Origin of the sequence: Serratia nevei (assembly GCF_037948395.1) — a bacterium.
GTDB lineage: Bacteria > Pseudomonadota > Gammaproteobacteria > Enterobacterales > Enterobacteriaceae > Serratia > Serratia nevei.
Genome location: NZ_CP149940.1, coordinates 3,747,179 through 3,772,108 on the forward strand (window position 1 = coordinate 3,747,179; position 24,930 = coordinate 3,772,108).

General features: G+C 60.7%; 22 protein-coding genes and 1 pseudogene. 9 read left to right on the forward strand and 14 right to left on the reverse strand.

Annotated elements, in window-relative coordinates; all coding sequences use genetic code 11:
* Complete coding sequence (locus V8N38_RS18040; protein WP_087763434.1) at positions 1 to 924, reverse strand: DMT family transporter; 924 nt, start codon at positions 922 to 924, stop codon at positions 1 to 3.
* Positions 925 to 970: 46 nt separating this feature from the next.
* A pseudogene (locus V8N38_RS18045) lies at positions 971 to 1,261 on the reverse strand (hypothetical protein).
* A 398-nt stretch (positions 1,262 to 1,659) separates the two neighbouring features.
* Here V8N38_RS18045 and V8N38_RS18050 point away from each other — a divergent pair.
* Complete coding sequence (locus V8N38_RS18050) at positions 1,660 to 2,811, forward strand: porin (RefSeq protein WP_038876548.1); 1,152 nt, start codon at positions 1,660 to 1,662, stop codon at positions 2,809 to 2,811.
* A gap of 57 nt (positions 2,812 to 2,868) precedes the next feature.
* Here the strand turns inward: V8N38_RS18050 and mltB are convergent, their stop codons facing one another.
* Entirely contained in the window at positions 2,869 to 3,957 is a 1,089-nt protein-coding gene (gene mltB, locus V8N38_RS18055) for a lytic murein transglycosylase B (RefSeq protein WP_038876549.1), read from the reverse strand.
* Positions 3,958 to 4,236: 279 nt separating this feature from the next.
* Between mltB and V8N38_RS18060 the strand changes: the two genes are divergently transcribed.
* On the forward strand, positions 4,237 to 4,692 hold the full coding sequence (locus V8N38_RS18060; protein WP_038876550.1) for a DUF805 domain-containing protein: 456 nt from the start codon (positions 4,237 to 4,239) through the stop codon (positions 4,690 to 4,692).
* Here V8N38_RS18060 and pgaD read toward each other — a convergent pair.
* Genes pgaD through pgaA form a run of 4 tightly spaced genes read right to left on the reverse strand, consistent with a single transcriptional unit; the run spans position 4,689 to position 10,930 of the window.
* Positions 4,689 to 5,129, reverse strand: a complete 441-nt coding sequence (gene pgaD, locus V8N38_RS18065; protein ID WP_060419934.1) for a poly-beta-1,6-N-acetyl-D-glucosamine biosynthesis protein PgaD — start codon at positions 5,127 to 5,129, stop codon at positions 4,689 to 4,691. The genes V8N38_RS18060 and pgaD overlap by 4 nt on opposite strands.
* On the reverse strand, positions 5,126 to 6,460 hold the full coding sequence (gene pgaC / locus V8N38_RS18070; protein ID WP_087763436.1) for a poly-beta-1,6-N-acetyl-D-glucosamine synthase: 1,335 nt from the start codon (positions 6,458 to 6,460) through the stop codon (positions 5,126 to 5,128). Before pgaC ends, pgaD begins: the two co-directional genes overlap by 4 nt.
* Entirely contained in the window at positions 6,457 to 8,463 is a 2,007-nt protein-coding gene (pgaB, locus tag V8N38_RS18075; protein WP_102984312.1) for a poly-beta-1,6-N-acetyl-D-glucosamine N-deacetylase PgaB, read from the reverse strand. Before pgaB ends, pgaC begins: the two co-directional genes overlap by 4 nt.
* A 10-nt stretch (positions 8,464 to 8,473) precedes the next feature.
* Positions 8,474 to 10,930, reverse strand: a complete 2,457-nt coding sequence (gene pgaA, locus V8N38_RS18080; protein ID WP_147840058.1) for a poly-beta-1,6 N-acetyl-D-glucosamine export porin PgaA — start codon at positions 10,928 to 10,930, stop codon at positions 8,474 to 8,476.
* A gap of 581 nt (positions 10,931 to 11,511) precedes the next feature.
* On the opposite strand from pgaA, the gene V8N38_RS18085 reads away from it, so the two are divergent.
* On the forward strand, positions 11,512 to 11,949 hold the full coding sequence (locus V8N38_RS18085) for a hypothetical protein (protein ID WP_147840057.1): 438 nt from the start codon (positions 11,512 to 11,514) through the stop codon (positions 11,947 to 11,949).
* 557 nt (positions 11,950 to 12,506) lie between these two features.
* Positions 12,507 to 12,581 (forward strand): membrane protein YpdK, encoded by a 75-nt coding sequence (ypdK, locus tag V8N38_RS18090; protein WP_099782600.1) that lies wholly within the window; start codon positions 12,507 to 12,509, stop codon positions 12,579 to 12,581.
* 66 nt (positions 12,582 to 12,647) lie between these two features.
* On the opposite strand, the gene V8N38_RS18095 is transcribed toward ypdK, so the two are convergent.
* The 3 genes from V8N38_RS18095 to V8N38_RS18105 all read right to left on the reverse strand — a co-directional run bounded on the left by V8N38_RS18095 (position 12,648) and on the right by V8N38_RS18105 (position 15,169).
* Complete coding sequence (locus tag V8N38_RS18095; RefSeq protein WP_149506020.1) at positions 12,648 to 13,172, reverse strand: cytochrome b; 525 nt, start codon at positions 13,170 to 13,172, stop codon at positions 12,648 to 12,650.
* A 108-nt stretch (positions 13,173 to 13,280) separates the two neighbouring features.
* Positions 13,281 to 14,510, reverse strand: coding sequence for an alanine transaminase (gene alaC / locus V8N38_RS18100; protein ID WP_016926818.1), 1,230 nt, complete (start codon positions 14,508 to 14,510; stop codon positions 13,281 to 13,283).
* Positions 14,511 to 14,629: 119 nt separating this feature from the next.
* A complete protein-coding gene (locus V8N38_RS18105; protein WP_060419919.1) occupies positions 14,630 to 15,169 on the reverse strand; it encodes a GNAT family N-acetyltransferase in 540 nt (179 codons plus the stop codon).
* A gap of 168 nt (positions 15,170 to 15,337) precedes the next feature.
* Here V8N38_RS18105 and V8N38_RS18110 point away from each other — a divergent pair, with 168 nt between their 5' ends.
* From V8N38_RS18110 to V8N38_RS18120, 3 genes are all read left to right on the forward strand, one after another.
* Positions 15,338 to 16,582, forward strand: a complete 1,245-nt coding sequence (locus V8N38_RS18110; RefSeq protein ID WP_147840056.1) for a DUF1479 domain-containing protein — start codon at positions 15,338 to 15,340, stop codon at positions 16,580 to 16,582.
* A 100-nt stretch (positions 16,583 to 16,682) separates the two neighbouring features.
* Complete coding sequence (locus tag V8N38_RS18115; RefSeq protein WP_060419914.1) at positions 16,683 to 18,374, forward strand: sensor histidine kinase; 1,692 nt, start codon at positions 16,683 to 16,685, stop codon at positions 18,372 to 18,374.
* On the forward strand, positions 18,371 to 19,105 hold the full coding sequence (locus V8N38_RS18120; protein WP_060419911.1) for a LytR/AlgR family response regulator transcription factor: 735 nt from the start codon (positions 18,371 to 18,373) through the stop codon (positions 19,103 to 19,105). Before V8N38_RS18115 ends, V8N38_RS18120 begins: the two co-directional genes overlap by 4 nt.
* A gap of 4 nt (positions 19,106 to 19,109) precedes the next feature.
* Here the strand turns inward: V8N38_RS18120 and V8N38_RS18125 are convergent, their stop codons facing one another.
* The gene (locus V8N38_RS18125) at positions 19,110 to 19,442 is read right to left on the reverse strand and encodes a DUF2502 domain-containing protein (RefSeq protein ID WP_019453817.1); all 333 of its coding nucleotides are present in this window, start codon (positions 19,440 to 19,442) and stop codon (positions 19,110 to 19,112) included.
* Between the two features lie 397 nt (positions 19,443 to 19,839).
* Between V8N38_RS18125 and V8N38_RS18130 the strand changes: the two genes are divergently transcribed.
* Positions 19,840 to 21,069: an OFA family MFS transporter gene (locus V8N38_RS18130; protein WP_033635420.1), complete on the forward strand. Its 1,230-nt coding sequence runs from the start codon at positions 19,840 to 19,842 to the stop codon at positions 21,067 to 21,069.
* Positions 21,070 to 21,138: 69 nt separating this feature from the next.
* Here the strand turns inward: V8N38_RS18130 and glk are convergent, their stop codons facing one another.
* Positions 21,139 to 22,101: a glucokinase gene (gene glk / locus V8N38_RS18135; RefSeq protein ID WP_060419908.1), complete on the reverse strand. Its 963-nt coding sequence runs from the start codon at positions 22,099 to 22,101 to the stop codon at positions 21,139 to 21,141.
* Positions 22,102 to 22,411: 310 nt separating this feature from the next.
* Here glk and V8N38_RS18140 point away from each other — a divergent pair, with 310 nt between their 5' ends.
* Positions 22,412 to 23,659, forward strand: a complete 1,248-nt coding sequence (locus V8N38_RS18140) for an ion channel protein (protein ID WP_147840055.1) — start codon at positions 22,412 to 22,414, stop codon at positions 23,657 to 23,659.
* On the opposite strand, the gene V8N38_RS18145 is transcribed toward V8N38_RS18140, so the two are convergent.
* Both V8N38_RS18145 and V8N38_RS18150 read right to left on the reverse strand, forming a co-directional pair.
* A complete protein-coding gene (locus tag V8N38_RS18145; protein WP_019453821.1) occupies positions 23,656 to 24,348 on the reverse strand; it encodes an aspartate/glutamate racemase family protein in 693 nt (230 codons plus the stop codon). The genes V8N38_RS18140 and V8N38_RS18145 overlap by 4 nt on opposite strands.
* A 66-nt stretch (positions 24,349 to 24,414) precedes the next feature.
* On the reverse strand, positions 24,415 to 24,867 hold the full coding sequence (locus tag V8N38_RS18150; protein ID WP_016926809.1) for a multidrug/biocide efflux PACE transporter: 453 nt from the start codon (positions 24,865 to 24,867) through the stop codon (positions 24,415 to 24,417).
* Positions 24,868 to 24,930: the final 63 nt, after the last annotated feature.

Below are 24,930 nucleotides of genomic sequence, written 5' to 3' on the forward strand. Positions count from 1 at the left end.
TTATATTTTGGGTGCCACTCTTCGGTCAAAATAAATAAGATAAGAACAACTCACCACGATTAATCCCAGCACGATCAGCATGGCCCCCAATACAAACTCAATTTGCAACGGCTCGCCGAGAATAACGCCCCCCGCCAGGATACCGAATACCGGCGTCATAAAGGTGAGAATGCCCAGTGAGGAGGCCTGATAGCGACGCAGCAGCGAAAACCAGATCAGGTAGCTGAAAAACGACACCACCACGGTCTGGAACAGCAGGCTGTACCAGGCCACCGGGCTCAGGGTGAAATGCAGGTTTCCCGTCGCCAGCGCCGGCAACGACAGCAGCACACAGGCGCCCGTCAGCTGGCACAGCAGCGTCTGTTTAGCCGGGCACTCCGCCAGGCGCGTGGTGCGGATCACCAGGGTAGAGGCTCCCCAGGCGATCCCCGCCAGCAGGCCGTAGAGATCGCCTTTCAGCCGTTCGGCTCCGCCGCTTCCCTCAGCCATGCCCGATATGGCCAGCACCACGCCGCCAAAGGCGATGAGCATGCCCAGCCACTGCACCGGCGACAGGCGCTCCTGAGGAAGGAGAAAATGCAGGCCAAGGGCGGAAAACAGCGGCGCGGTGTACAAAAACACCGCCATATGCGAGGCGCTGGTGTAACGCAGCCCTGCGGAGACAAAAAAGAACTCCAGCGCGAACAATGCCCCCACGCTCAAACCGGCGCACAGCGTGGCGCGATCCCAGGTGAAACGCTCGCCGCGGCCGCGCGCCAGCAGGTAAACCGCCAACGCGGCGAGACCCGAGCGAATGGCGATTTGCAGCACCGCCGACACATCCGGCTCGGCGGCCTTGATTGCCACCTGTTGCATTCCCCAGATGGCGCATAGCATCACCATCGCGGCGGCAGCCCTGCCGTCGATTCCGATTCTCGCATTCATAATAGGGTTCTCGCCACCGTGAGAATAATAACGGGCAACCGTCGCGTTATTCTTTATAAACCACGATTTCCTGATAAAGCTTAATAACCTCACCATCGCTATCGACAGAGTCGGTATATTCCGTTTGCTGCGCCAGATGAATCACCCTCCATCCTTTACGCGCTAATTCAGGGATCGTCAGGCGCCCCACGCCGCGGCAGGTGAACAGGGTGTCATCCGACAGCCTAAGCTTACTAACCTATGTATAATCATACGCTTGAGAATGACAAACGTGCGACTCCGCCGCCATCGCCGGCAGTGAAAACAGCCCCACTAACAACATTAACAGGTTTCTCATGGCGACCTCCCAATCGCTTATTCATGCCGGCCGATTACGCAGACAAAGGCTGACGTTAATACACCGGTAAAAGGCTCAAATTAATTACCTCTTGCACGGATGAAATTACAGGCTGGCGCCGGTGAATGACAAATGAAAAATATAAACCTTGGCGTTAAATGAATTCATCCGAATCGAGAAACATGAACAGCGGCCCTTTGCACCGCACGGAATGGTCAAAAACCGGCCAATAATTAGCAAGAAAAGTAATTATTTATGTCCCTGTTTATGTTACAAATGCCGCCCGCCGCTAAAACACCAAAAAAAACCGTCAAAATGCGCAAAAACGCAGCGTTCTGCGCAAAACATCGGCATGGCGGCGCTGATGGGGGCGGTCATACATAAAACAGGGATAACACATGGCAATGAAATTGCGCGTATTGACTCAAGCGGTGGCGCTGGGTCTGGCGATCGGCAGCGCGTCGTTCGCCGCTCAGGCGGAAATCACCCTGCTGAAGCAGGATCCACAGGCCGGTGATCCGCTCAGCCGCCTGAACTTCACCGTTGGCGGCAGCATCCGTCCGCAGTTCAACAACATGACGGGCGACGGCGACAAAGGTTCCTACAAGCGTAACGGCTTTGACGGCGGCACCCGCTTCCGTTTCGCGGCGGACTACTACCTGTTCGACGATATCAGCTGGATCAGCTACTACGAGCTGGGCGTAAACATTCCGGCGCTGTTCGACTGGGATCATCACTATGCCGACGGCGCGAGAAACACCAGCCGCCGCATGCTGTACACCGGCCTGAAAAGCAACACCTGGGGCCAGATGACCTTCGGCCAGCAGAACAGCGTTTACTATGATGTGGTTGGCGCCAAGACCGATATCTGGGACTACGACATGTTGGCCCAGGCGCCGGGCAACGGCATCAACGGCGACTACGACGGCTCTTACCGTTCACGCAAGATGCTGAAGTACAAGAACCGCTTCGGCGATGCGGACGTTTATGCGTCGTACCTGTTCAGCGACAGCGACTACCTGCCGGGCAACGGCCTGCGCTATAAGCGCAAAGGCGGCGGCTCACTGGGCGTGGATTACCACATCACGCAGGATCTGACCTGGGGCACCGCCTGGAACTACACCCGCGCCGAAATGCGCAACCCGTCCACCAGCGGCAGCAAGAGCTACGATCAGAACATCGTCGGCACCGCCCTCAGCTGGAAACCGGACAACTGGACCCTCACCTTCGGCGGCGGTTACTACCACGACTTCCTGACCACCAAGAAAGCCGACGTCAACAATTACTTCGCCGGCGATGCGTGGGGTATCGAATACCTGGCCGGTTATACCGTGCCGGTTGGCCAGTACGCGGTGAAATCGGTGATGCCGTACTTTATGGGCGATCGCCTGGAATACGTCACCGGGCGCAACTACCAGCGCATCGACAACGGCCTCGGGGTTACCGTGCAGTTTGACTACGGCTTCCGCGTTGACGTAGAGCACGTGCTGACATCGAGCACCGACAACCTCGGCGATATGACCGTGGTGCGTCTGCGCTACGATTTCTGATTGTTCAGAACGTAAAAAAGGCCGCGCAAGCGGCCTTTTTCGTTTATGGGCGCAGCGTCAGAAGCCGCCGCGCGCCGAGCGCCCTACCGCTTCGCCCAGCTGCCATACCGCCATGGCGTAATGGGTGCTGTGGTTATAACGGGTGATGGTGTAGAAGTTCGGCAGGCCGTACCAATACTGGTAGCCGGTGCCGACGTCCAGCCGCAACAGGCTGGCTTCCTGGTTATCCCCGAGCGATCCCTGCGGGCTCAGGCCGGCTTCCGCCAGCGCGGTGACCGAGTAGCGGGTCTTGAAGCCGTTTTCCAACCCCGGCGCCTGGCCGTTGGCCTGAATCGCGACCGGCTCGCCTTTGGACCAGCCGTGCGCCTTGAAGTAATTGGCCACGCTGCCGATGGCATCGACCGGATCCCACAGGTTGATATGGCCATCGCCGTTGAAGTCGACCGCATAGCTCTTGAAGGAAGAAGGCATGAACTGCCCATAGCCCATCGCGCCGGCGAAGGAGCCGCGCAGCTCGAGCGGATCGTCGCCTTCGGTGCGCGACATCAGCAGGAAGGTTTCCAGCTCACCGGCAAAGTAATCGGCGCGGCGCGGGTAGTCGAAGGCCAGCGTCGCCAGCGCATCGATAATGCGGGTTTTACCCATTACGCGGCCCCAGCGGGTCTCCACGCCGATAATCCCCACGATGATCTCCGGCGGCACGCCGTACACCTGCCAGGCACGCTGCAGCGCATCCTGATATTGATTCCAGAACACCACGCCGTTTTGCACGTTATCCGGCGTGATGAACTTGTTGCGGTAGCGCAGCCAGGAGCCATTCGGCCCGGTTGGCCCCTGGGTCGACGGCGTCGGCGCCTGCCTGTCCATCAGCCGCAGAACCGAATCCAGGCGCCGTGCCTGCGCCAGCACGTCGTGCAGCTGCTGCCGATCAAAGCCGTGTTCCTGCACCATCTTATCGATAAAGCGCGCGGTATTCGGGTTATTGGCGAAATCACCCCCCAGCGGCGCGCCGCTGTGCGCCGGGCTCAGCAAAAAGCCACCCTTTACCGGGGTGCCTTGCGGCGTAGCGGTGGGACTGGGTTTCGGCGTGCTGCTACAGGCAGCAAGCAAGGTAATCAGCGGTAAAAGCGCAACCAGGTGACGCATCGGATATCCATATAACCATGCAAGAGATAAGTGGGAGTTATGTTAATGCATTGTTCGGCGCGAACAAACTGGATTATGTCGCCAATTACCGCGTCAGGTAGCCAAACGTGCCAAATTGTGACGTTTTGCACGGTGAAAGGACGCCCGGTGCGGCCGCGCGGAATCTCAACCGCGACTAAATGAGAAAAATTATCACCTTGACGCCCCCTTTTACCCCGATAAAATGCCCGGCTGCTTGCCATCCGGCTATCGCCGCAATGATCACAACAATGGACTGTAATGGAATCTCTCGGACAACTCGCCAAAGATCTTTACCGTGGGCGCATCTCGCGCAAACCCTTTGTTTTCTCGCTGGCGATCTTCGCCGTTGGCATCGTGTTGCTGTCGTTTCTGTCGACCTACCTGGATAAAAACCATTTTCGCGCCCATGCGCACGGCGATACCGAGGAATTCGTCTCGGTATTGCTGTACCTGCTGTGCATTATGGTCTGGGCGCTGTTCTGTTTCGGCCTGGTGACGTGGTTTATGGCCAAAACCGCGTTTCGGCTCAACGATATCGGCCTGCCGGGTTGGGCGCTGGCCGTGGCGTGCTATGTTTGCTCGGTGCTCAACAACTACTCCCCCGGCCCGGTGGCGCGCTGGCTGCCGCTGTTCAGCCTGGCCGTCATGATCTGCGCCCTGCTGTTGCCGCCGGGCGGGCTGCGCCGCAAGCCGGACGGCAACGCTGACGACTAACGCAGCTGCACCACCTTGTTCGCTGCCGGTTCGGCCGCCGTCAGCCTGCCGCTGACCTGGCTGATGCCGCCGCCGCTGTTATGGGACACCACGGCGATCGGCAAATGCCGCAGCTGCCGGGTTAACTCCGGCGTGATATAGCCGATGTGGGTGTTCGGTTGCTGTTTCCGCCAGCGGCCGGCCGCCCTGCGGCGGGAGAAATACTGGTTGTATTTGGCCCAGGCGATCAACGTGACGGCATTGAACAACGCCACAATGATATACAGCGAGATCACCTCCAGCAGCGACAGGGCGGACCCCACCCCGTGCTGATCCATCACCGACATCAGGCCTCGGCTGAACAGATAAAGGAAGCCGCACCAGGCAAAAAGCGTCAACAGGCTGTCTACCACGCGCGGCAGCAGGCCGCGTTCGGAATAAATCAGGACGTCCGTCATTCTTTGATCCTCCCAATGCCCCGATCGGGGCTGATCCAGCGCGCACGCCCGCGCCGAGCTTTCAACATCACTTTGGAAAACGCCACCAGCGTGGTCAGCAGGCTGAGCAGCCAATACACCAGCGGATACCAGATGATCCAGAACAGCGAGCGGCCGAAGCCCTTCTCATAGCGCTTCTCCAGCAGCAGGCTGACGGTGAACTGCAGCAGGCACACCACGCCCAGCACCAGGCCGGTAAACGCCGGCGTCAGCAACGAGTGAATGCGAATGCCCTCCGGCAGCGGCACCGCCAGCCCGACCAGGAAAATCAGCACGCTGACCAGGTAAGTGAACGCCCACAACGTAGAGAGGCAATACTCGGCGAACAGCAGCCACATATGCCGGTGCTCCCAGGCCCACAGGTTGCGCAGATTCTTTAAAAACACCTCGGCGCCGCCCTGCGCCCAGCGCAGGCGCTGCTTCCACAGCCCGCGCAGGGTCTCCGGCATCAGGATCCAGCACAGCGCCCGCGGTTCGAAGAAGATAGCCCAGTGCTTGAGCTGCAGCTTCCAGCTGATGTCGATGTCTTCGGTGATCATGTCCTGGCTCCAGTAGCCGACATCGGTAAGCGCTTGCTTACGAAACGCGGCCACCACGCCGGAGATGGTGAACAGGCGGCCATAGACGCGCTGCGTGCGCTTGATAAGGCCGATGATCGACGAAAACTCACCGACCTGGATGCGGCCGATCAGCGTGGAGCGCGTGCGGATGCGCGGGTTGCCGGTCACGGCGCCGACGTGCGGATTGGCCAACAGCGGCGCCACCAAATAGGCCGCCGCATCGCGATCCAGCAGCGCATCGCCGTCGATGCACACCAGAAACTCGCTGCGCGCCGCCGCCGCGCCCGCCTGCAGCGCGATCGCTTTGCCCTGATTTTGCGCCAGATGGATCACCCGCAGGCGGGGGAACTCCAGCGTCAACTGATCCAGCACCTCAGCGGTGTCATCGCTGGAACCGTCGTTGATGGCGATCACTTCGATATTTTCATAGCGCTGCGCCATCGCCGCCGAAATGGTTTCACGCGCGTTCAACCCTTCGTTGAAACAGGGGATCAGCACGCTGATCAACGGGTTGCCCGGCAGCACCGGCGCGGGCATGTCCGGGCTCCAGCGCCAGTGGCGCTCGCGGTGCAGCCAGAAATAGATGCCGCCGGCGATCCAGATACCGGACATGAACAGCGGCCAGAAAAACACGAAGTTGAGCAGCACTTCGCCGGTAAACAGCAGGACGATGCCGAAAGGCACGCTCAACACCAGACACAGGATAAATAAGGCAATTAAACGATCGGTCATGGCAGTGGGAACCAGGCTGAGGACAACACCGGGCGAACGGCATCTAGCTTAGGCCGATCGTCGAGGAAGTTGTCGGGGTAATAACCAAAGCTCTGAGCGCCATTGCGCTGCAGGCGACGCATCCATTCGGCCAGCAGTTGACCGTCATCCAGGCTGATCCGGCGCTCCTTGCGCCAGTCGACGGCCTGCAACTCAAACACCGTTTTATCGAGCGCGCCGGGGTAAGCGGCCACTTTGCCCACCAGTTGATCCAGCCAGCGGCCGCTGTCGGCGCGCGACACGTTTTCCATCAGCGGCATCGCCATCGGCGCCACCCAGTCGTAGGCCTGCAGGAAATCCGCCAGATTCTGGCCGAACCAGGCTTCGCTGGCGGGATCGAGCACCGGCATCGCATAGATGTTGCGCGCGGTTTGCACCTGCGGGCCGCGGATCGCCCGCACCCGCTCGGTCAGCGACTGGGTAAACGCGATCAGCGCCCGGCTCTTGAAGCGCGTCCAGCGCACCATCTGCTGCGGATCCTGGCGTATCGCCGCCACCGAATCGGCGAAGCCGGCCTGGCGGTAGGCCGCAACGGCGTCGGGGCCAGCGTCCTCGAAGTCCGACAGCAGGGCATCGTCGTGGAACAGGATCCCTTTGAAGGTGGCGTGGGCCGCCAGATCCTCGTAGATCTCACTGATGCGCTGGCGCGCCACCGGGCTGAACGGCGACAGGCGGCGGTACTGCTTGTCGTCTACCGACAGCTGCCCACTTTGCGGATCGAGGCGCTGTACGCGCGGCACGTCAGAGCCCAGTTCGAACGCCAGCACCGGCATCCAGGCATACACGGCCACGCCGGTGCGCGAAGAGAGCTGCCAGGAGACCCGGTTGAACAGGTCGGCCTTCATCGGCAGCCAGCGGTTGGGGAAATAGAGCTCGCGCACGTTGCCGTCGCCTTTTGGATCGGCGAACGCCTGCAGGAAAACGGTATTGATGCGCAGGTCATAGATGCGCTGGATCAGCTTGTCGAGGTTTTTGGCCTGCTGCTGCGGATCGGGATCGTAGAGGTAGTCGAGATCGACGTGCGCCACCCGCATGATCTGCCGGTTCTGTATCTGCGTCAGCTGCTGGGCGAAGCTCGTCAGCGACGGGTTACCGGCCACCAGCATGCGCGGCACGTTTTCAGGCGCGTTTACGTCTCCCAGCCCATTCTCCAGCGTCAGCGCCATGCGGTAACCGTGCTTGCGCGCGATGTCCAGCGCCACGCCGCCGGCCGCGCCGTACGGCCAGACCCACACGCGCGGCGCCTTACCGGTGGCGGCGGTGATGCGCTGGGTGATCAACGCCACGTCCTTCTCGATGCGTTGGCGATATTCCGCCTCGCTTTCGTAGCGGCCCTGTTTGGCGTCGTACAGCCGATTGGCGACCGCCGGTTCGGTATTGCCCTGCGGGTTGGCGATGCCGCCGTAATGCGACGCGTAGGTGTGCGCGCCGATCTCCACCAGCCCGGAGTCCGACACCTCCCGCACCTGCTGCCAGGTGAGGAAGCGATCGCGCGGCGTCATCAGGCCGCCGAAATCGACCGGCTTGCCGGCCGGCGCATCCAGCCAGACGCCGACCGGCGCCAGCACCGCCGGCCAGTTGTAGGCCTTCAGCAGCGGGAAGACCCGGCTGTAGAAGCTGCGGTAGCCGTCGTCGAAGGTCAGCAGTACCGCCTTGTTCGGCAACGCCGGGCCGCCGTTTTGCGCCTGCAGGATCTGCTCGACCGACACCGGTTGGTAGCCGTTTTGCTTCAGCCAGGCGAACTGTTCGTTGAGCGCGCTGGTGCGCACCGACATGTAGCGCTGGTCCGCCGCGCCGTCTTCCACGTCGTGATACGCCAGCACCGCGTAACGGTTGGCCGGCCAAGGGCGTTCCATCGGCCCCACGGGGCGCTCCGCCGGCGGCGTGAAGCGTGGCACGTCCGCCTGGCTGCAGGCGGTGGTCAGCAACGCGGCCAACACGAAAAGCGAGGATCGAATAAGCATGATTATTCCTTTAAAAACGATAATTCAGATCAAACGTCACGCCGATGTTCCGCTCGCGTTTGCCGTCGTACGGATGCTTCTCAAACTGCAGCATCGCGCCGGCGTCCAACACCCCGTTCCAGCTGATGCGCTGGCCGTAACCCAGCTGGGTGATCGGCTTGCGCGCATAGTCCCGCTGCCAATAGCTGCCGGCACCGACCTGGAACTGCTGGCTCCACTCGGTCTGATAATGGCGATACAGGGTGTGATCGAGCGTTAACGACGGCAGCAGCGTGAAGTCGCGCTTCGGGTTGTAATACGGCACGTTCTCCTGGCTGTTGCGGCTGCCGGACAGCGTCAGGTTCATGTCCAGCCGATAGCGGGCGCCGGCGAGCAGCCGTTGCCGCCCTTCCAGGCCGTATTCCAGCCGGTTGTTGCCGTCCGAGAAGTGCGAAGGCGCCACGCTGGCGCGCAGCTCGCGGCTTTCGTTCTGCTGCCAACGCAGCCACAGGTTGCCGCCGTTGGCGCTGATGCCGTTGGTCAACGCACGCAGCGGCGTCTCGGCCGACAGGCGCGCCACCGAACCGCCGAGGCGCCATTGATCATTCAGGTCATACCAGGATGAGAGGCGCAGGCCGAGCTCATTGCCGTGGCCGTAGTTGCGGTTGGCCACCTCGGCCTCCAGCCACAGATCGCGCGAGCGCCACTCGGCGCCGGCGCTGAGATCGCGGTTGATGCCCTTGCCCTCGTCGAACTGGCCGGTGTTGAATCCCCAGCCGGTGAACAGCCGCCAGTTGTCGTCGATCGGCGGTGAATAGAGCGCGGCGTGAATGCCAAAATCGTGGCTGCCGCTGACCGGCCCGTCGGAATCGATGCCCTGATTGCCGCTGATGCGCAGTTCAGACATGTGGTGAATGCGTCGCGAACGTTCAAGCTGCCGAGCGGCGACGCTTTCCGGCGCGCGCTGAATGACATCGTCGGCCAGCAAATCCAGCTGGCGCCACTCCTGCAACTCCTGCGCGACATAGCCCTGCTGGATCTCCAACGGCAGGCTGCGCGGCTCCAGCCCTTCCACCTGCTTGAGCTCATCCTCGGCGCGACGCGGCCAGCCACGCGCCAAATAAACGCTGGCCAAGGAGATGCGCAGACCCTGATTGCCCGGCGCCGTGCGCGCCAGATGGGTCAGCTGCCGTTCGGCCTCGGCCAGATCGCGTTGATAAACCCGCGACTGCGCCAGCAGCGATTGGCCGACCAGCCAGTCATCGTTGTAGGCCAGCGTCGGCAGCTGGTACAGGCGGGTCGCGTAGGGATAGCGCTGGCTGACGCGCTGCGCCAGCAACGCCGCCTGATCGATGCGTTCGTTCTCCGCCTGCGCGTAAAACAGATCGGTTTCGTCTTCGGCGGTCACCGCCTGCGGTGCGGCGGCGTTCAGGCGGCCGAAAATGGCCTGCGCCTTGTCCGGCTGCTGCAGATAGAGGTAGGCGGACGCCGCCCAGCGCTGGGCATAATCCGGCACCGTGCGCCCTTCCGCCTGCAGGGTTTGATACTCGCTCACCACGTCGGCCATTCGATAACGCGCCAGCAGCGCACCCAGGCGATCGATACGCGCCTGTTGGTAGCTGTCCTGTGCCTCCGGCAGCGGCCGCCACTGCGTCAGCAGTTGATCATAGCGCGCCAGCGCGCGGTCGGCGATGACGAAACGTTCCTGTTCGCCGCGAGCATCGATAAACGACAGCCGCACCAGTTCGGCGGCCTCATCCGCCTGCAGGCGGCGCTGCTGCGCGGGCGGCAATGCCAGCCCCTGGCTTTCACGCAGCGCCGGATCCGCAACCCGATTTGCCGCCAGCAGCGTCACGTAATAAGCCTGAATTCCGGTGTCGGACGGCGCCAGCGCACGGGCATGGGTGGCGTTTTCCAGCGCCGCCCAGCTGCGGCCGGCGGCCTGGTCCACATAGGCGCGCGTCAGATACCACGTCGCCGGCTCCAGCAGCTTCTCCGCTCTTGCCGCTTCCGTTTGCGCCTGCACATCCTGCCCGGCATCCGCCAGCGTCATCACATAGCCGCGCTGCAAACCGCCGTCGGCGGGAGCGAGCTGCAACGCCGCACGCCACAGGCGCAGCGACGGTTGCCACTGCTTCAGGTTGCGATAGGCGCGGGCCGCCGTCGCCAGACTGGCGCTATCCCGCTGCAGCGCAGCGCCGTCGGCACGCCAAAGCGCGACCACCTCTTCATCGTGGCCGGCCCAGCCGGCCACCTGGATATAATCGGCTCGCTGCTGCAGGCTCAACCCCTCCTGAGCGCGCCGCTGCGATAAATACGCCAGCACCGGCGCGGTATCACCCGACCTGGCCTGACGGATCAGCGCGTCATAGCGTTCATCCGCCAGCGCGGCGGCCGGCAGGGATAAACCGATAAACAGCAATGACGCCGCATATTTGGTGGCGTGGCGTTCGGTAAAGCGTAATGAACGCGAGTTAACTTTAGGCACGAGGTATTCCTTTAATCCGTGAGCTGCTGTCCTGGCAAAGTGGAAATGCGAGCAGGCACCCGAAAAATCGGCTAAGGCCGTCGGGTAATAAGCATGGAGTAATGAATATTTCTGTCTGGCGCACGCTTAAACAGAATCGAATGCGCCTTTGCCTAAAAAGAGTATTTTATAAATCTGCAGATGAATACCGCAGCCAGGTGATATCTGAATGAAAATGGAATTTCACAATTGTTAAAAAGTGAAATAATAAAAATTAAAACCATAAAAATCATAAATATACATTTTTATCATGATCAATATTCTTATCTTCATCCCTTCGTGTGAAATTGTATAAAAACCGACGTGATATTTGATTTCAATTCTCATTATCAATCATTAATGGGGATATTAATCCAAGCGACTAATTAAATAATCTTTATTCACGGAAAAAATAATAAGAATATTGCTAACAAGAAAATTAAATTTGCCTGCTAATAATTATTGCTTTCAATTTAAATTCCCCCACGGCTACGTTCATGCTGGCTATCTCCCGGGCATGCCGTCACAATAGCGCCTCATTCAGGTTTCAATCAGGGATTGCCATGTACAGCCACTACCCCGCCCATTACACCTTCGATAGCGACAGCGACGCCTGGCAGATCGGTTTCCACGACTTCCCCGAGTGGCAATCGGCCTGCTATAAACGCGAAGACGTCGAGCTGGAAGCACAGGAAAGCCTGCTGGCCGCCATCGCCGCCGCGATGGACGAAGGGCTGCCCCTGCCTGCTCCTTCCCCGCTGCAAACCGATGGCTTGAGGGTACACCTGTCGGTGCTGGTGGCGCTGAAGATCGAACTGCACAACGCCATGCTGCGCAAAAACACCGGCAAAGCGGAGCTGGCACGCAAGCTGGGATTCAACAGCGGGCAAATGGAGCGGTTGCTGGATCTCGGCTACGCCTCGAAGGTTGAGGCGTTGGAGCAGGCGCTGTATCTGCTGGGCTACGAAGTGCGCGTGACAATAAGCGAAGTTTGCCAATAAGTTAGCGGCAGGTAAGCGAAATATTATCCGATGGGGCTAAATTTTCCCCATTGTGCGCCGATATGATCGTTACCTAATCACTTGTCGCAACAACGAAGGCTAAAAATGGAGTGGAGTCGCCGTCATATTTGGGCCGTTATTCTGCTGTCTTGTCTCGTTTTTTGGGCCATTTTGGTGACCGGCATCAACGCCGTCGCTTGAACGCCTGCCACCGCATTGCAATACCCCGATTTTAAAACTCGCAGCGGCAGGCTACTTCCTGTCGCTTGCCCATAAAAAGCGTTATAAAACAGTCCACGCTGTGCAAAAAACAGCCGAAAATTGTGATCAAAAACACAGTATTGAAATCAGACCAGTATTGAGAGTACATTAGCGCCGATCCTGTCGCGGTTCGGATTTTACCTCACGGAGCATGAGGCGCGACAACCGGACAACCCGTACGTGGGGCCGTTATTCTTTCGCTTGGAAGAACCCACCCGACAGGCAGGTTGCCCATAAAATACTCAGCACAACAATCGGGATCATTGCTGGCGAGGACTCCAGACAGGAGTTGTTCAGTGAAATATTTTTTGATGGGCGTGTCATTCATGCTGGTTGCCTGGGTTGGCACCTTCATGTTGATGGTTGCCTGACAGCAGCCAGACCAGGAACACAGCCAAAGGGACGCGCAAGCGTCCCTTTGTCGTTTCGGCTTGCGATCATTTGCCCGGCATCATGCGGCGCAGGGTGTCGTCTTTGCGCAGGTAGTGATGATACAGCGCCGCCAGCGCATGTGCGCCAGTGATAAAGTAGCCGATGTTTGCCAGCGTCTCATGAACCGTTTTGACCAGCTTGCGCATCACCGGATCCGGCATCACCCACTGCGGCACCGGCCAGCCCAGCAAAGACCACGATTTCCCGCCGTAGGCCAGGGTTAACATGCCCAGCAGCGGCAACATCAGGAAAACCACATACAGCAGCCAATGGAAGATCTTGGCGCCTACCTCCTGCCACTCCTCCAGCGGTGGCGTGGTCGGCGGCGGCGCGTGGAAAGCGCGCACCGCCAACCGAATCAGCATCAGGGCAAAGACCGAAGCCCCAAAATTAAAGTGCAGATTTTTGACCATCGGCGCCCACGCCTCCGGCACCGAATCTTTCAGCAACATCGCCGCATAGGTGAGGATCACCATCAGCAAAGTCAGCCAATGTAAAACGATTTGCGATCGCGCGTAGCGGTTGCTCATACACTCTGTCCAAAAATAAAACCCAGCGTAGTCGAGCATAATGGGGAAATAATGAAGAAAACCTTGGGACGGAAAAATAAGGCCGGGCGAGCGCCCGGCCTGACAGGATTATTTAGCGCTGCCCGCCTTGCCCGGCTTCAGCAACCCGTCCGCGCGGAACATCGCCTTGATACCGCGCACCGCCTGGCGGATACGGTCCTGATTCTCGATCAGCGCGAAGCGCACGTGGGTATCGCCGTAGTCGCCGAAGCCGATGCCCGGCGAGACGCAGACCTTGGCCTCTGCCAGCAGGCGTTTGGCGAACTCCAGCGAACCGAGGTGGGCATAAGGCTCGGGAATTTTCGCCCACACGTACATCGACGCCTTCGGATTTTCCACCATCCAGCCGGCCTCGTGCAGCCCCTTCACCAACACGTTGCGGCGCTGCCGATACTGCTCGGCGATATCGCGCACGCACTGCTGATCGCCTTCCAGCGCGGCGATGGCCGCCACCTGCAGCGGCGTAAAGGTGCCGTAATCGTGATAACTCTTGATGCGCGCCAGCGCGCTGACCAGTTCAGGGTTACCGACCATGAAACCGATGCGCCAGCCGGCCATGTTGTAGCTTTTCGACAGGGTGAAGAACTCCACCGCAATGTCTTTCGCCCCCGGCACCTGCATGATCGACGGCGCTTTCCAGCCGTCATAGACGATATCGGCATAGGCCAGATCGTGGATCACCAGCACGTTGTACTGCTTGGCCAACGCCACCACTCGCTCGAAGAAATCCAGCTCCACGCACTGTGCGGTCGGGTTGGACGGGAAGCCGAGGATCATCATTTTCGGACGCGGGATGGTTTCCCGAATGGCGCGCTCCAGCTCACCGAAGAAATCCACGCCGTCCACCAGCGGCACCGAACGCACCTGGGCGCCGGCGATCACCGCGCCGTAAATGTGGATCGGGTAGCTGGGGTTCGGCACCAGCACGGTATCGCCGTGATCGAGGGTCGCCAGCATCAGATGCGCCAGCCCCTCTTTCGAACCGATGGTGACGATGGCTTCGCTTTCCGGATCGATATCCACCTGATAACGATCGGCATACCAGCGCGAAATGGCGCGGCGCAGGCGCGGAATGCCGCGCGAGGTGGAATAACCGTGGGTGTCGTCGCGCTGGGCGACGGCACACAGTTTTTCCACGATGTGCGGCGGCGTCGGGCCGTCGGGGTTACCCATGCTGAAGTCGATAATATCCTCGCCGCGACGGCGTGCGGCCATCTTCAGTTCGGCGGTGATGTTGAATACGTAAGGGGGAAGGCGTTCAATGCGCGTGAAACGGCGCTGTGGACTGTTATCAGCCATAGGGGATTCCTCGATAGACGTTAGCGCCCGGACCGTCCGAGCGACGCAGGCCAGCGAACTGACCGAATATCGAACATAGCGCAGCGCCGACGAGCTTGTCGATACCCGGCGCGATATTTTTATTTGCCGCCCTGAAACTCCGCCGCCAGCAGCCCGAACAGCCAGTCGTCGCACCACTGCCCCGCCAGACGGTAGTTGTCGCGCAGCGTGCCTTCCAGCTGAAAGCCGCACGATTCCAGCAGGCCGCGCGAAGCGAGGTTGCCCGCGGTCACGGTGGCGGTCAGCTTGTGAAAGCCGCAGGCGTTCACCGCAAAATCCAGCACCGCCCGCAGCGACTCCTTGCCATAGCCCTTGCCCTGCCCGGCAGGCAAACTCCCGTATCCCACTTCCGCCTGCCGATACGGCACCCACTGCGGGCGAAAACCGGTAATGCCCACCGCCTCTGCGCTGTGCTTCTCACGCATCACCAGGCACAGCCACTGCTCGCCGTGTTTGTCCCAGGCCGGCAGCCGCTCCTCGAACCGGGCGCGGATCTCCGCTTCGCTGCGCGGATCTGAGATGTAACGGATCACCTCGGGATCTTGGTACAGGCGCAAAAACAGCGGCCAATCCTCGGCGGTTATCGACTGCAAGCTCAGACGTTCAGTGACCAGCTTCATAAAATCTCCGAAAAACGAAAAAGAGGAACTTACGAATGAAAGATATCTCTTTATTTTCCCCGATGGGTTGCCGATAATCATTCACGTTAAAACCACAAAACCATAACGTCTTGCCCGATTCCCTACAACCGCTCGCCGCAGTCACTCATGCGGCACGAGGAGAACACCATGGCCTCTTTAGTCATCGACGATATTCCGCAAACGATCGTTAACGTCAAACGCCAGCTGCGCCAGGCATTGCCGAACTACCGCGACGTGTTTCTGGCGCTGGAAGAGAACATCCGCGGCCAGGTCGAACAGATCCGCCGCGAGCTGGTCGCCGGCCACAATCCGGTGCCGCAGATCGACGCGGAAGATATCCTGCAGCAGCGCGTCAGCGAGCAGCAGATAGCGCTGATCAAACAGCGCGGCGCCTGCGCCATTCGCGGCGTGTTTCCCCGCGCCAAGGCCGAGGGCTGGAACCGGGAAATCGGCGACTACCTTGAGCGCAACAACTTCGTCGAGCGGTTGAAAAACGCCGCCGAAGACAACTATTTCGGCAAGCTGGCCGCCAGCAAACCGCAGATCTACGGCATCTATTGGTCGCAACCGCAGGTCGAGGCGCGGCAGGATGCGCGCATGCATGCGGTGCAGGTGTTCCTCAACAGCCTGTGGGCCACCGAGAGCAACGGCAAACAGCATTTCGATCCGACCCGCGTCGCCACTTACGCCGATCGCACCCGCCGCCGCCCGCCGAACTCCTCGTCGCTGGGCCTGTCGCCGCACGTCGACAGCGGCACCATCGAGCGCTGGCTGGACGAAAACTTTCGCTATGTGTATCGCCACGTTTTCTCCGGCGACTGGCAGCAGTACGACCCCTTCGCCGCCGACGGCCGCACCGAGGTGCGCGAGATAGCCTCCCCGGCGGTCTGCTCGATGTTCCGTACCTTCCAGGGCTGGACGGCGCTGACGCCGCAGCGCACCAACGCCGGCACGCTGAACCTGGTGCCGATCGCCAACGCCATGGCCTATGTGCTGCTGCGCGCACTGCAGGACGACGTCGCCGACGACGATCTGTGCGATGCGGCGCCGGGCCGCGCGCTGTCGATCTCGGAAAAGTGGCATCCCCTTTTATTAAGTGGGATTTCCCCTATTCCCGATCTGGAGCCGGGCGACACGGTCTTTTGGCACTGCGACGTGATCCACGCGGTGGAGAACGAGCATAACGGCGAATTCGACAGCAACGTGATGTACATCGCCGCCGCGCCGGGCTGCGAGAAAAACGACGCCTATCTGCAGCGCCAGCTGCCGAGCTTTATCGACGGCAGAACGCCGCCGGACTTCGCCCCCGACGATTTCGAGGTGGATTTCGACGGCCGCGCCACCGCCAACCTGCTGACGCCGCTGGGCAAAACGCAGCTCGGCATGCGCTGATCCCCCCGCCCGTGGCGCGCGCCACGGGCCCCTTTCGCTGTGGTATACTGCCGCCATCCGTAGGCCGCAGCGAGAACCCGTCGTGCACCCTTTTTTTGAAATGCTGTTGGCGGTGTTTGATCGCGCCGCGCTGATGTTGATCTGTCTGTTTTTCCTGACCCGCACCCGGCTGTTCCGCCAACTGCTGCAAAAAGAAGACCATACGCCGCTCGAGCTCGGCATCGTCACGGCGATCTTCTCGCTGTTCGCGCTGTTCAGCACCTACTCCGGCATCAACGTCGAAGGATCGCTGGTCAACGTGCGCGTCATCGCCATTATGGCCGGCGGCATCCTGTTCGGCCCCTGGGTGGGGATCGTCACCGGCATCGTCGCCGGGGTACACCGCTATCTGATCGATATCGGCGGCATCACGTCGGTGCCTTGTCTTATCACCAGCATCATCGCCGGCATCAGCGCCGGCTACATCAACCTCAAGGTGAAAAAAGAGCAGCGCTGGCGCGCCGGCATCGTCGGCGGCATGCTGTGCGAATCCCTCACCATGCTGCTAATCGTGCTGTGGGCCAAGCCGACCGAGCTTGGGTTGGACATCGTGTCGCAGATTGCCCTGCCGATGATCCTCGGCACGGTGTGCATCGGCCTGATCGTGCTGCTGGTGCAGAGCGTCGAGGATGAAAAAGAGGTGATCGCCGCGCGCCAGGCCAAGCTGGCGCTGGATATCGCCCACAAGACGCTGCCCTATTTCCGCAACATCAACAGCGAATCGCTGGCCACCATCTGCGATATCATCCGCCAGGACATCCGCGCCGATGCGGTAGCGATCACCGATACCCATCAGGTGCTGGCCTACGTCGGCGTAGGGCGCGAAGCCTACCCGATCGGCCGCGAAGGGCTGAGCCGCGTCACCCGCGAAAGCATTCGCCACGGCAAGATCATCATCAAGAACAACCTGGAAAACCCGGCGGCGCCGCAGATCCATTCGCAGCTGGTGGTGCCGCTGTGGGAAAAAGGCGAAGTGACCGGCGCGTTGAAAATCTACTACTGCCACGCTCACCAGATCACCAACACGCTGAAGGTGATGGCGGTCGGGCTGTCGCAAATCATCTCCACGCAGATGGAAGTGTCCCGCATCGAGCACCTGCGCCAGATGGCGGACAAGGCCGAAATGCGTGCGCTGCAGAGCAAGATTAACCCGCACTTCCTGTTCAACGCGCTGAACGCCATCTCTTCCTCTATCCGCCTGAATCCGGACACCGCGCGCCAACTGATCATTAACCTGTCGCGCTACCTGCGCTACAACCTGGAGCTGAACGACGAACTGATCGATATCCGCAAGGAGCTGCATCAGATTCAGGACTATATCGCCATCGAACAGGCGCGCTTCGGCGCCAAGCTGACGGTGATTTACGACATCGACGACGACGTCTCGGTGCGCATTCCGAGCCTGCTGATCCAGCCGCTGGTGGAGAACGCCATCGTGCACGGCATCCAGCCCTGCAAGGGTAAAGGGGTGGTGGTGATCGCGGTGAAAGATCAGGGCGATCGGGTGAAGATTTCGGTGAAGGATACCGGCCACGGCATCAATCAGGAAACCATCGATCGGGTGGCGCGCAACGAGATGCCGGGCCACAATATTGGCCTGCTCAACGTGCACCACCGCGTGTCGCTGCTGTACGGTGAAGGGCTGCATATTCGCCGCCTGGAGCCAGGCACCGAAATCGCGTTCTACATCAGCAAAAACGGCGGCAAGCTGCATCAGGAAGCGAGCGCGCCGCCGGTCGGGGAGGCCTCATGAAAGCCATCATCGTGGAAGACGAATTCCTCGCGCAGGAAGAACTCAGCTACCTGATCAAGAAACACAGCAATATCGATATCGTTGCCAGCTTCGAGGACGGCCTCGACGTCCTGAAATACCTGCAAACCCACCAGGTCGACGCCATTTTCCTCGACATCAACATCCCGTCGCTGGACGGCGTGCTGCTGGCGCAAAACATCAGCAAGTTCGCGCATCGCCCATCGATCGTGTTCATCACCGCCTATAAAGAGCACGCGGTGGAAGCGTTCGAGATCGAGGCGTTCGACTACATCCTCAAGCCCTATCACGAGGCGCGCATCGTCACCATGCTGCAAAAACTGGAGGCGCTGCATCAGCGCCCCGCCGGTGGGGCGGAACCGACCAGCGCGCCGAGCCGCGGCAGCCACAGCATCAACCTGATCAAAGACGAGCGGATCATCGTTACCGACATCAACGACATCTACTACGCCGCCGCCGATGAAAAGGTGACGCGGGTCTATACCCGCCGGGAAGAGTTCGTGATGCCGATGAACATCACCGAGTTTTACGGCCGGCTGCCGGAAGCGCATTTCTTCCGCTGCCACCGCTCTTACTGCGTTAACCTGGCGAAGATCCGCGAGATCGTGCCCTGGTTCAACAATACCTACATTCTGCGGCTGAGCGATCTTGAGTTTGAAGTGCCGGTCAGCCGCAGCAAGGTGAAAGAGTTTCGCCAGCTGATGCGCCTGTAAGCGCTTACCAGCGCGGGCCCGGACGGTAGTAATAGCCGGGCGGCGGCGGTGGCGGCATGCGGTAATGCGGCCGGTCGCGCCAGTCGCGCGGCGGCGGCCCGTAGTAAATCACCCGTGGCGGCGGGCCATAATAGTACCCGCGCGGGCGTTCATACCGGTGGTGATCGGCCCACCAGCGCGGATCGCGCCAGCGATAGCCGTCCCAGTAGTGGCCGCGATTATCGCGATCGCCGATATGCAACGACAGGCCCGGCACGTTCACGCCGATGGACACGTCGGCCTGGCTCGCCAGCGGCAGCGCCAGCAGCGCGGCCAGTAACAACAGCGTTTTTTTCATTTCATGGACTCCTGCAGAGCGGACCTCGTCCGATCGCAGATAACATAGTCCCGCGCTCATCGCCGCTCTATAGGTGCAATGCCGATTTACGCCTTTCAGACGCATCCTTCACAATTTCACCACAATCGTTCACCGGCAGTTAACAATAAATCGTTGATATCTTTGATGTAGATCACGTGCCACCCACGGCATTTCACGCGCTTTTCGGTGCAAAAACGGCAACTCACGCCGCATAACATGCATTTCATTCCTTCCGCCGTGCAACTCATTCCCGATCCGCCGCCCGCCGGGGGGGCCGGCCATATAATAAGCCCATACCGCGGGAACCCAGCTTCACCCCGCAAATTTCAGCCAACGGCTCACGCCCGGCAACGCACACACAGGAAGGAGACCGGCCATGAACACCAAACCGGCAAATCGCAGCTTAATCGTTCTCGGCACCATCATCTGTCAGATGGGCCTGGGCACCATCTACACCTGGAGCCTGTTCAACCAGCCGCTGGTCGACAAGTTCCATTGGGGACTGGCGGACGTCGCCACCACCTTCTCCATCACCAGCTTCTTCCTGGCCTTCGCCACGCTGTTCGCCGGCAAGCTGCAAGAACGCTTCGGCATCCGCAACCTGACGCTGTGTTCCGGCATCCTGGTCGGCCTGGGCCTTATCGCCAGCGCTCACGTCAGCTCGCTCGACATGATCTACCTGCTGGCCGGCGTGGTGGTGGGCTTTGCGGTCGGTATCGCCTACATCTCCACCCTGTCCAACCTGATTAAGTGGTTCCCGGCCAACAAAGGCCTGATTTCCGGCATCTCCGTCGGCGCCTTCGGCAGCGGCAGCCTGCTGTTCAAATACGTCAACGCCGCCCTGATCGCCGACGTCGGCGTTTCCGGTGCCTTCTTCTACTGGGGCGCCATCGTGATGGGCCTGATCGTCGTCGGTTCCCTGCTGCTGAAAGAGCCGGTGCTGGCGACCAACGCCGCGCAGCAAGGCGCCAACGGTCTGGGCAACGACTTCAGCGTGCGCCAGATGTTGGCCACCAAAGAAGCCTACCTGCTGTTCACCATCTTCTTCGCTGCCTGCATGAGCGGTCTGTACCTCATCGGCATCGTGAAAGACATGGGCGTTCAACTGGCCGGGATGGATTTGGCCACCGCCGCCAACACCGTGTCCGCCGTCGCCATCTTCAACACCGCCGGCCGCATCATCCTGGGTACGCTGTCCGATAAAGTTGGCCGTATGCGCGTCATCAGCTTCACCATGCTGGTTACCGTGCTGGCGATTGTCGCGCTGAGCTTCATGACCCTGAACCACACGCTGTTCTTTATCTGCGTCGGCGCGGTAGCCTTCTGTTTCGGCGGCAACATCACCGTGTTCCCGGCGATTGTCGGCGACTTCTTCGGCCTGAAGAACCACAGCAAAAACTACGGCATCATCTACCAGGGCTTCGGCCTGGGCGCGCTGGCCGGTTCGTTCGTCGCCAAATACTTCGGCGGCTTCCACGCCACCTTCATGGTGATTGGCGTTCTGTCCGCCGCCTCTCTGCTGATTACGCTGTTCATCAAAGCGCCGAAGGCGGTGGAAGCGGAAACGGCAGAAACCACCCAAACGGCGGAGCTGGCCAAAGCCTGATACCCCGTGAAAACGACAAGGGGCGCAACCTGTGGGTTGCGCCCCTTTTTTATTGCCCCGCCCCTGAGCTTACAGGTGCATGCCCAGCGTCTGGCGCAGATGCGCGCCGGCACCCAGCAGGCCCGGCTGGCCGTGCGTTATCATGAACACCGGGATTTCGCGCACATAGTCGCGGAAGCGCCCCTTGTCTTCAAAGGCGGCGCGGAAGCCAGAGGCCTTGAAGAATTCCATAAAGCGCGGCACGATGCCGCCGGCGATGTACACGCCGCCGAAGGTGCCCAGATTCAGCGCCAAATTGCCACCGAAGCGCCCCATGATCACGCAAAACAGCGACAGCGCGCGGCGGCAGTCGATGCAGCTGTCTGCCAGCGCCCGCTCGGTGATGTCCTTCGGTTCCCATTTCTCCGGCAGGCGGTTGTCCGCCTTGACGATGGCGCGATACAGATTGACCAGGCCCGGCCCGGACAGCACGCGCTCGGCGGAAACATGCCCCACTTCCGCGCGCAGCACCTCCAGAATGATGTCCTCTTCTTCGCTGTTCGGCGCGAAATCGACATGGCCGCCCTCGCCCGGCAGGCTGACCCAACGGCGATCGACGTGCACCAGGTGGGCAACGCCCAGCCCGGTGCCGGCGCCATACACCGCGATCGGTTTGCCCGGCTGCGCATCGCCGCCGCCAAACTGCAGCACGTCGTCCGGCGAGAGCATCGGGATCGCCATCGAGACGGCAGTGAAATCGTTGATCACTTCCAGATGGCTCAGCCCCAGGCTGGCCTTCATTTCTTTGATCGAGAACGCCCAGCTGTGGTTGGTCATCGCCACCCAGTCTTCGGTCACCGGGCAGGCGATCGCGATACAGGCGTCCTGCACCTCGATATCGCACGCTTTCAGGTATTGGCGGATCACCGCCTCCAGGCTGTCGAACTCCAGGCCGGAATAGGTTTTCGCCTGGGTAATCTCACCCGTCGCAACAGTGCACAACGCCAGGCGGGCATTGGTGCCGCCAACATCACCTACGAGGGCATAGGTCATTGATTTCGTCTCCGCAAAATGAAAAATAAAAAGCTGCCCACACTGTAAAATCCTGCTGCAAAAACAACAATCACCCGCCTCGGATCTGCACCCCAATAGCGATCCGGATCACAAAAAACGTTTCAGCTGGCCTGCGGCGCCGCGTTTTGAAACAAATTGCGGCAAAAAACGCTCCCCGGCGACTGTTAACCGTCATCGACGCCGGGCAATATCAATGCGTGCCTGCGCGCCGATAGTCTGGCAAGCTGTGGCCACTGCTCAACCACCCGCTCTCCCTGCCCTGCCGGGAGGCATCGACAAGGGATTATCCATGCTGCATCCGCGCGCCAATGCCATGTTGGCCTTTGCTTTGCCTGCGCTGATTATCGGTTCCGCTTCCAGTATGGTGCTGCTGTTGGTGATGAAAATTGCCGCCGCACTGCAGCAATTACTGTGGGTGACGCTGCCCGGTGCGCTGAGCCTGGACGCCCAGTCGCCCTGGTGGCCGGTCGCGATGCTGACGCTGACCGGCGTGGCGGTCGGCCTTATCGTGCGCTATATGCCGGGCCACGCCGGGCCGGACCCGGCGACGGAATCGTTGATCGGCATGCCCCTGCCGCTCTCCGCCCTGCCGGGACTGGGGTTAGCGCTGATCGTCGGCCTGGCCGGCGGCGTCAGCCTGGGGCCGGAGAACCCGATCACCGCCATCAATATCGCGCTGGTAGCGGCCGCCGGAGCGCGCCTGCTGCCGAAGGTGCCGCGCATGGACTGGATCATCCTGGCGGCTGCGGGCACCATCGGCGCGATGTTCGGCACGCCGGTCGCCGCCGCGCTGATCTTCTCGCAAACCCTGGCGGGCAATAACGAAACGCCGCTGTGGGATCGGCTGTTCGCCCCGCTGGTTGCCGCCGCCGCCGGCGCGGTCACCACCCAGATGTTCTTCGTGCCCAATTTCGCCCTGCAGCTCGACGCCTACGATGTAACTCGGCTGCCGGACATCTTCAGCGGCGCCATCGTGGCGCTGATCGCCATCGCGCTCGGCATGGTGGCGCTGTGGTGCTTCCCGCACGTTCACCGCCTGTTCCATTCGATGAAAAATCCGGTGTTGATGTTAGGGCTGGGGGGCTTTGTGCTGGGCCTGCTGGCGCTGGTGGGCGGAGAGATTACCCTGTTCAAAGGGCTGGATGAAATGAAGCGCCTCGCGCAAGACGACGGCTATTCGGTGCCGGCGCTGTTGACCATTACCCTGACCAAGCTGGCGGCGCTGGTGATCGCCGCCGCCAGCGGCTTTCGCGGTGGGCGTATCTTCCCGGCAGTGTTCGTCGGCGTGGCGCTGGGGCTGATGCTGCATCAGCACGTTCCCGCAGTGCCGGCGGCGATCACCGTCTCCTGCGCCATCATGGGGCTGGTGCTGGTGGTCACGCGCGACGGCTGGCTCAGCCTGTTCATGGCGGTGGCGGTGGTGCCGGATCTGCACCTGCTGCCGGTGCTGTGCATCGTGATGCTGCCCGCCTGGCTGGCGCTGGCGGGCAAACCGCTGATGCTGGTGAATCGCCGGCAGCCGCCGCACGACGATTAGGCCAACGCGAACGCCGCGGCGGCGCGGGCGTGGATCGCGGTGGTGTCGAACACCGGCACCGACGCATCACGCTCGCTCACCAGCAAACCTATTTCGGTGCAGCCGAAAATAATCCCCTGCGCGCCCTGCTGCTCCAGATCGCTGATGATCCGGCGATACTCGTCGCGCGAGGCGTCGCGAATTTTACCCAGGCACAGTTCGTCATAGATGATGCGGTGTACGATGTCACGATCGGCGCTGACCGGCGTCACCACGTCGATGCCGTGCAATTCCTGCAGGCGGCCGCGATAGAAGGTCTGCTCCATGGTAAAGCGCGTGCCCAGCAGCCCGACGCGGCGAATGTTTTTTTCCCGCACCTGCAGCGCCGTGGCATCGGCGATGTGAATCAGCGGCAGGCCGCTGGCCTGCTCGACCGCCTCCGCCACCTTGTGCATGGTGTTGGTGCAGATCACGATAGCTTCGGCGCCGGCGGCGCGCAAAGCCACTGCGGCGGCGGCCAGCAGCCGGCCGGCACCGTCCCAATCGCCCTGGTGCTGCAAGCGTTCAACCTCCTGAAAATCGACGCTGTAGAGCACGATTTTGGCCGAATGCAGCCCGCCGAGGCGTGCCTTTACCTGCTCGTTAATAGTGCGGTAATAAGGAATGGTGGATTCCCAACTCATGCCACCCAGCAAGCCCAACACTTTCATCATTCGTTCCTCAGCATTTCCGACGATCCTCTGACCTTACCTGAGAATCGCCGGGCTGACGACGCCTTATTTGGCGCCGGAATTGATCGGCTGGCGCGCTTCGAACCAGCGCTGGCGCAGCGTGTCGTACAGCCAGTTATAGGCCATGGTGTACGGCAGGAAGAACAGGAAGAAACCGATTTCCAGCATAAACGCCTGCGCCCAGGAGATGCTCAGCATCCAGGCGGCGATCGGCACGCCGATCAGGATAAAACCGGCTTCAAAGCCGACGGCGTGCAGCGCACGCACTTTCAGGTTACGCACCACCCGGCTGACCGGCCACAGGCGGTCGAACACCGTGTTGTAAACCATGTTCCACAGCATCGCGACGGTGGAGAGCATCACCGCCAACGCACCGACCTGCACCATTGAGCGGTTCAGCAGCCACGCGCCCAGCGGGGCGCAAACCATCACGGCGATGGCCTCGAAACCGACGGCGTGGACGATACGTTCAATGAGAGACTTGTTTTGCAGTTGCATACATCACCTTTTTTCAACAGTTGTTGCGAAAGCCAGGTGATTATCATCGCTTTTTCGGGTAGG

Bases quoted from the DNA above. Each gene is read 5' to 3' on its own strand.
- V8N38_RS18040 (WP_087763434.1), bottom strand. From the start codon at position 924: ATGAATGCGAGAATCGGAATCGACGGCAGGGCTGCCGCCGCGATGGTG.
- V8N38_RS18050 (WP_038876548.1), top strand. From the start codon at position 1,660: ATGGCAATGAAATTGCGCGTATTGACTCAAGCGGTGGCGCTGGGTCTG.
- mltB (WP_038876549.1), bottom strand. From the start codon at position 3,957: ATGCGTCACCTGGTTGCGCTTTTACCGCTGATTACCTTGCTTGCTGCC.
- V8N38_RS18060 (WP_038876550.1), top strand. From the start codon at position 4,237: ATGGAATCTCTCGGACAACTCGCCAAAGATCTTTACCGTGGGCGCATC.
- pgaD (WP_060419934.1), bottom strand. From the start codon at position 5,129: ATGACGGACGTCCTGATTTATTCCGAACGCGGCCTGCTGCCGCGCGTG.
- pgaC (WP_087763436.1), bottom strand. From the start codon at position 6,460: ATGACCGATCGTTTAATTGCCTTATTTATCCTGTGTCTGGTGTTGAGC.
- pgaB (WP_102984312.1), bottom strand. From the start codon at position 8,463: ATGCTTATTCGATCCTCGCTTTTCGTGTTGGCCGCGTTGCTGACCACC.
- V8N38_RS18085 (WP_147840057.1), top strand. From the start codon at position 11,512: ATGTACAGCCACTACCCCGCCCATTACACCTTCGATAGCGACAGCGAC.
- V8N38_RS18095 (WP_149506020.1), bottom strand. From the start codon at position 13,172: ATGAGCAACCGCTACGCGCGATCGCAAATCGTTTTACATTGGCTGACT.
- alaC (WP_016926818.1), bottom strand. From the start codon at position 14,510: ATGGCTGATAACAGTCCACAGCGCCGTTTCACGCGCATTGAACGCCTT.
- V8N38_RS18105 (WP_060419919.1), bottom strand. From the start codon at position 15,169: ATGAAGCTGGTCACTGAACGTCTGAGCTTGCAGTCGATAACCGCCGAG.
- V8N38_RS18110 (WP_147840056.1), top strand. From the start codon at position 15,338: ATGGCCTCTTTAGTCATCGACGATATTCCGCAAACGATCGTTAACGTC.
- V8N38_RS18115 (WP_060419914.1), top strand. From the start codon at position 16,683: ATGCTGTTGGCGGTGTTTGATCGCGCCGCGCTGATGTTGATCTGTCTG.
- V8N38_RS18120 (WP_060419911.1), top strand. From the start codon at position 18,371: ATGAAAGCCATCATCGTGGAAGACGAATTCCTCGCGCAGGAAGAACTC.
- V8N38_RS18125 (WP_019453817.1), bottom strand. From the start codon at position 19,442: ATGAAAAAAACGCTGTTGTTACTGGCCGCGCTGCTGGCGCTGCCGCTG.
- V8N38_RS18130 (WP_033635420.1), top strand. From the start codon at position 19,840: ATGAACACCAAACCGGCAAATCGCAGCTTAATCGTTCTCGGCACCATC.
- glk (WP_060419908.1), bottom strand. From the start codon at position 22,101: ATGACCTATGCCCTCGTAGGTGATGTTGGCGGCACCAATGCCCGCCTG.
- V8N38_RS18140 (WP_147840055.1), top strand. From the start codon at position 22,412: ATGCTGCATCCGCGCGCCAATGCCATGTTGGCCTTTGCTTTGCCTGCG.
- V8N38_RS18145 (WP_019453821.1), bottom strand. From the start codon at position 24,348: ATGAAAGTGTTGGGCTTGCTGGGTGGCATGAGTTGGGAATCCACCATT.
- V8N38_RS18150 (WP_016926809.1), bottom strand. From the start codon at position 24,867: ATGCAACTGCAAAACAAGTCTCTCATTGAACGTATCGTCCACGCCGTC.